The sequence below is a fragment of the Streptomyces sp. genome (genome assembly GCF_031178505.1).
Classification (GTDB): domain Bacteria; phylum Actinomycetota; class Actinomycetes; order Streptomycetales; family Streptomycetaceae; genus Streptomyces; species Streptomyces gulbargensis.
In genome coordinates this window covers 1-4,696 of sequence record NZ_JAPSIW010000564.1, presented here as the reverse complement: position 1 = coordinate 4,696, position 4,696 = coordinate 1, and the positions used below count along the sequence as shown (strand labels likewise).

The 4,696-nt window shown below is 73.9% G+C and carries 4 protein-coding genes and 1 pseudogene; 1 reads left to right on the top strand and 4 read right to left on the bottom strand.

What is annotated here, in order from left to right; genetic code table 11:
• A partial coding sequence (locus RIF68_RS27835; protein ID WP_309054055.1) for a siderophore-interacting protein occupies positions 1 to 287 on the bottom strand: 287 nt, incomplete at its 3' end.
• A 2-nt stretch (positions 288 to 289) separates the two neighbouring features.
• Positions 290 to 1,345, bottom strand: a complete 1,056-nt coding sequence (locus tag RIF68_RS27830) for an ABC transporter substrate-binding protein (RefSeq protein ID WP_309054054.1) — start codon at positions 1,343 to 1,345, stop codon at positions 290 to 292.
• Positions 1,346 to 1,539: 194 nt separating this feature from the next.
• Between RIF68_RS27830 and RIF68_RS27825 the strand changes: the two genes are divergently transcribed.
• Positions 1,540 to 3,207 carry a hypothetical protein gene (locus tag RIF68_RS27825; RefSeq protein ID WP_309054053.1) on the top strand — a complete coding sequence of 556 codons (1,668 nt, stop codon included), beginning with the start codon at positions 1,540 to 1,542 and terminating at the stop codon, positions 3,205 to 3,207.
• 31 nt (positions 3,208 to 3,238) lie between these two features.
• Here the strand turns inward: RIF68_RS27825 and RIF68_RS27820 are convergent, their stop codons facing one another.
• Both RIF68_RS27820 and RIF68_RS27815 read right to left on the bottom strand, forming a co-directional pair.
• Positions 3,239 to 4,399 (bottom strand): acyl-CoA dehydrogenase family protein, encoded by a 1,161-nt coding sequence (locus RIF68_RS27820; RefSeq protein ID WP_309054052.1) that lies wholly within the window; start codon positions 4,397 to 4,399, stop codon positions 3,239 to 3,241.
• Between the two features lies 1 nt (position 4,400).
• Positions 4,401 to 4,696 (bottom strand): annotated as a pseudogene (locus RIF68_RS27815) (hydroxymethylglutaryl-CoA lyase); the annotation flags it as partial.

The following is a 4,696-nucleotide window of genomic DNA, read 5'->3' as shown; positions in this document are numbered from 1 at the left end:
TGCGCCCGGACCGTGTACGAGCGCATCACGGCCCGCTCGCCGGCGGGCATCGCCCGGTAGGCGCCCAGGATCGCGTACATGTCCGGGTTGTCCAGCGGCGGCAGGACCGGGGCCTCCTGGCCGGGGTGCGGCAGGAAGAGGGAGAGCGACTGGTCGCGGCCCCCGGAGGCGAAGTTCTTCAGGTCCTCACCGGTGAAGGTGACCCGGATCAGCGACGGGCCGAGCCGCCTCGTCCGGTCGACGCGCAGGGAGAAGAACTGGAACGGGGCGGTCTCGGCGGTCGTCACGGTCAGGCCACCTTCTTCGCGTTCTCCAGGGCCTTGGCCAGGTCCTCCAGGAGCGGGGCGCACTTGGCGTAGGAGTAGATCGGCTCGGTGACGCGCGGGTACACCTGGCCGGCCTTGACGGCGGGCAGGGCGTTCCAGGTCGGCTTGGCCTTCAGCTGCTCCGGCTGCAGGGTGCCGGTGCGGTTGTCGAGCAGGATGACGTCCGCCTTGTACTTGTCCACCTGCTCCCAGCTCAGGCCCTCGAACCAGCCGCCCTCGTCCAGCTTGTCCGGGACGACGAGGGTGACGCCGAGCTCCTTGAAGTACAGCGTGTCGGTCGGACGGACCGGGGTGGAGACGTAGAAGAGGTCGGGGGAGCCGGACCCGATCAGGACCTTGATGTCCTTCTTGCCCTGGGCGGCCTTGCGGACGCGCTCGGCGGCGGCCTCGAAACGGGCCTTGTCGGCCTTCACCTTGGCGCTCCGCACGTCGGCGCCGAGCGAGGCGGCCAGGTCGGCGTGGCGCTGGAGCACGGCGGGCATCGACCGGCCGGCCGCCCACAGGGCGACGCTCGGAGCGATGGAGAGGATCTTGTCCTTCTGCTCCGCCGGGACGTACCAGAGGTCGTTCTTCTCCCACATGTCCGTGATGAGGAGCTCCGGAGCGAGCTTCAGGTACTCCTCGATCTTGAACTCGCCCCAGACGTTGCCGATGACCTTGACCTTGGTGATGTCGAGGTCGCCCGCCTGGACGTCCGGCTTCTTCGCCTTGGTCTTCGGGTCCTCGACGTAGGTCGGGCCGAAGACGCCGGTGACCTCGACGCCGAAGTCCTTCAGGGCGGCGGCGGCACCGGTGAAGGCGACGATGTTCTTCGGGGTGGACTTCGCCTTGGCGACCTGGCCGCGGTCGTCCTTGAACTCCCAGGCGCCGGACTTGGCGGAGGCGGAGGCCGAGGCGCCGCCCTCCGTCTTCTTGTCACCGCCGCCGCAGGCGGCGAGCGCGGCGCCGAGCCCGAGGGCGCCGCCGGCCGTGAGCAGGCCGCGACGGGTGAGATGGGTGGCTCGGGCGTTGCTGGGCATGGCGGTGTCGCTTTCGGTACGTGCCGGGGTCGGCCTGGGCAAGTCGAGGGTAGGTTAGCCTAACCTCACGTCGACTCGACAGGGTGGTCCACCGCCGGGACGTGTGAGGCGCACTACTCCTGACGAGGCGACGGGCACGGCCCTCGCGGCGCGCCGCGCGGCGGCTCCCCCGCGGCCCGCGCAGGGTTGACGGGGTGACCACCTCCGAAGCGACCGCGACACCCCGGGCCCCGGACACCGCCGCCGCGCGCCCCGGCGGCCCCCGGCTCCGGTGGCCGGTCGCGTCGCCCGCCGTGCCCGCCGCCGTCTTCGTCCTCGTCCAACTGGCCCTGGTCGTCCCCGGATCCGGTCTCGGCTGGGACGAGGCGGTGTACGTCAGCCAGGTCGGCGGCAACGCCCCGCCCGCGTACTTCAGCGCGCCCCGCGCCCGTGGCATCAGCTACCTCGTCGCACCGGTGGCGGCCGTCACCGCCTCCACGACCGCGATCCGTGCCTACCTCGCCGTGCTGTCGGGGGCCGCGCTCTGGGCGGCGCTGCGGGTGTGGCGCGGCATCCTGCCCGCGCCGGTCCTCACCGCGGCGGGCGCCCTGTTCGCCGGGCTGTGGGTCTCCCTGTTCTACGGCCCGCGCGTGATGCCCAACCTCTGGTGCGCGTTCGGCGCGCTGGCCGCCGTCGGCTGCTTCCTGCGCGCGACGGGCGCGGCGGTGGCCACGGGGGCGGCCGCCGCCGGTGCGGTGCCCTCGGACACCGCGCCCGGCCGAGACCGTACGGGCACCGGAGAGCGTGCGGCGGCCGGGGGTCGTACGGCCGCCGCAGACCGTACGGCTGTCCGGCGCCGCGCCGCCCTGGGGGGCCTCGGGGCAGCCGTCGCCGCCGTCACCCTGCTGCGTCCCGCCGACGGCTTCTGGCTCGCCCTGCCGCTCCTCGCCGTCGCCCTGGCCGCGCCCGCCGTCCGGCGGCGGCGCCGGGCGGTGGTGGCCGTCCTCGTCGTCGCGCCGCTGCTCGGCGCGGTCCCCTGGATCGCCGAGGCCCACGCGCGCTTCGGCGGCCTGGCCGCCCGGCTGCGGCGCGCCGGCGAGATCCAGGGCTCCCTGGGCTGGAACCTGGCCGTGGACGACCACGTCCGGGCCCTGGCCGGGCGCACCCTCTGCCGCCCCTGCGACGTGCCGTGGGAACACCCGGTCACGGCGGTGTGGTGGTTCCTGCTGCCGCCGGCCGTCCTCGGCGGCGTCGTCGCGGCGCTGCGGGCGGACCCGGCCCGGCGGGGCGTCGCCGCCGTGCTGGCGACGGTGACGGCGGCCTCGCTGGCGGCGCCGTACCTCTTCACCCTCGGCTACGCCGCCCCCCGCTTCCTGCTGCCGGCCTACGCCCTGCTCGCGCTGCCCGCCGCCGAGTGCGCCCTGTTCCTGCGCACCGCGCTCCGTCCCGCGTGGCGGCCGGCGGCCACGGCCCTGCTCGCCGCCGCCCTCCTCGCGCATCTCGCCGTCCAGTACGCCGTGCTCGACCGCGCCGTCACCAACAGCCGCTCCGTACGCGCCCAGTTCACCACCGTCGCGACCGCCCTGCACCGGCTCGGCGTCCGGCCGCCCTGTCTGGTCAGCGGGCGCGAGTACGTCCTGATCGGTTACTACGCGGGCTGCGCCTCCCGCCAGCCGGCCGGCCACGACGCGGCCATCACCCCGGCCGGCATCACGGCCGCCGCCCGCCGCGTCCCGGTCGCCGTCGTCGTCCGCGCCGGCACCCCGCCACCGCCCTACGCCCGCGCCTGGCGCCTCGCGCCGCTGCCGTCCGCCCGGGGCTGGGAGCGTTACGACGCCTACGTCTCGCCCGCCCCGGCACGCGACGGCGCCCGCCGCCCCTGAGGGGCGACGGGCGCGCGGCGGGCCGGAAAGGTCAGGCGGGCAGGCCCAGTTCCCGGGCGATCAGCATCCGCTGGACCTCGCTGGTGCCCTCGCCGATCTCCAGGATCTTCGAGTCGCGCCACATGCGGGCCACCGGGTACTCGTTCATGAAGCCGTAGCCGCCGTGGACCTGCGTCGCCTCACGGGCGTTGTCCACGGCCACCGTGGAGGAGTACAGCTTCGCGAGCGCCGCCTCCTTCTTGAACGGCTCGCCGAGCACCAGCCGCGAGGCCGCGTCCCGCCAGCCGACGCGCGCCATGTGGGCGCGCATCTCCATGTCGGCGATCTTGAACTGGATGGCCTGGTTCTCCGCGATCGGGCGGCCGAAGGCCTGGCGCTCCTTCGCGTACTTCACGGACTCGTCGACACAGCCCTGCGCAAGCCCGGTGGCGAGCGCCGCGATCGCGATCCGGCCCTCGTCCAGGATGCGGAGGAACTGCGCGTAGCCACGCCCCTCCTCGCCCAGCAGGTTCTCCACCGGGACCCGCACGTCGTCGAAGGACAGCTCCCGGGTGTCCGAGGCGTTCCACCCGACCTTCGAGTACGGCGCGGCGACCGTGAAGCCCGGCGTGCCCGCCGGGACGATGATCGAGGAGATCAGCGGGCGGCCGTCCGGCTTGCGGCCGGTGACCGCCGTGACCGTCACCAGACCCGTGATGTCCGTACCGGAGTTGGTGATGAAGCACTTCGAACCGTTGATGACCCAGTGGTCGCCGTCCCGGACGGCGGTGGTCCGGGTGCCGCCGGCGTCCGAACCGGCCCCCGGCTCGGTCAGACCGAACGCGCCGAGCACCTCACCGGAGCACAGCTTCGGCAGCCACTCCCGCTTCTGCTCCTCGGTGCCGAAGCGGTAGACCGGCATCGCGCCGAGCGAGACGCCCGCCTCCAGCGTGATGGCCACGGAGGAGTCGACCCGCGCCAGCTCCTCCAGGGCGATCCCCAGCGCCAGGTAGTCGCCGCCCATGCCGCCGTACTCCTCGGGGAACGGCAGCCCGAACAGGCCCATGCGGCCCATCTCGCGGACGATCTCGTACGGGAAGGCGTGCCGCTCGTAGTAGTCACCGATCTTCGGGGCGACGACGTCGTGGGCGAACTCCTCCACGGTGCGGCGGAGTTCCTCGTGCTCAGCGGAGAGCCGGTGGTCGAGGGACATGTCAGGACTCCTTGTGGGAGAGCGCGCGAACGGTACGGGAAGGGCTCGGGCGGCCCAGCTGTTCGGCCATCCACCCGCTCGTGGCGGTGAGGGCGGCCAGGTCGACCCCGGTCTCGACACCGAGGCCGTCGAGCATCCACACGAGGTCCTCGGTGGCCAGGTTGCCGGTGGCGGACTTCGCGTACGGGCAGCCGCCGAGGCCGCCCGCCGACGCGTCGACGGTGGTCACCCCGTGCCGCAGCGCGGCCAGGGTGTTGGACAGGGCCTGCCCGTAGGTGTCGTGGAAGTGCACGGCGA

What these genes read in the sequence shown, in the direction of transcription:
- RIF68_RS27820 (WP_309054052.1), bottom strand. Translation starts at nt 4,399, where the DNA reads ATGTCCCTCGACCACCGGCTCTCCGCTGAGCACGAGGAACTCCGCCGC.
- RIF68_RS27830 (WP_309054054.1), bottom strand. Translation starts at nt 1,345, where the DNA reads ATGCCCAGCAACGCCCGAGCCACCCATCTCACCCGTCGCGGCCTGCTC.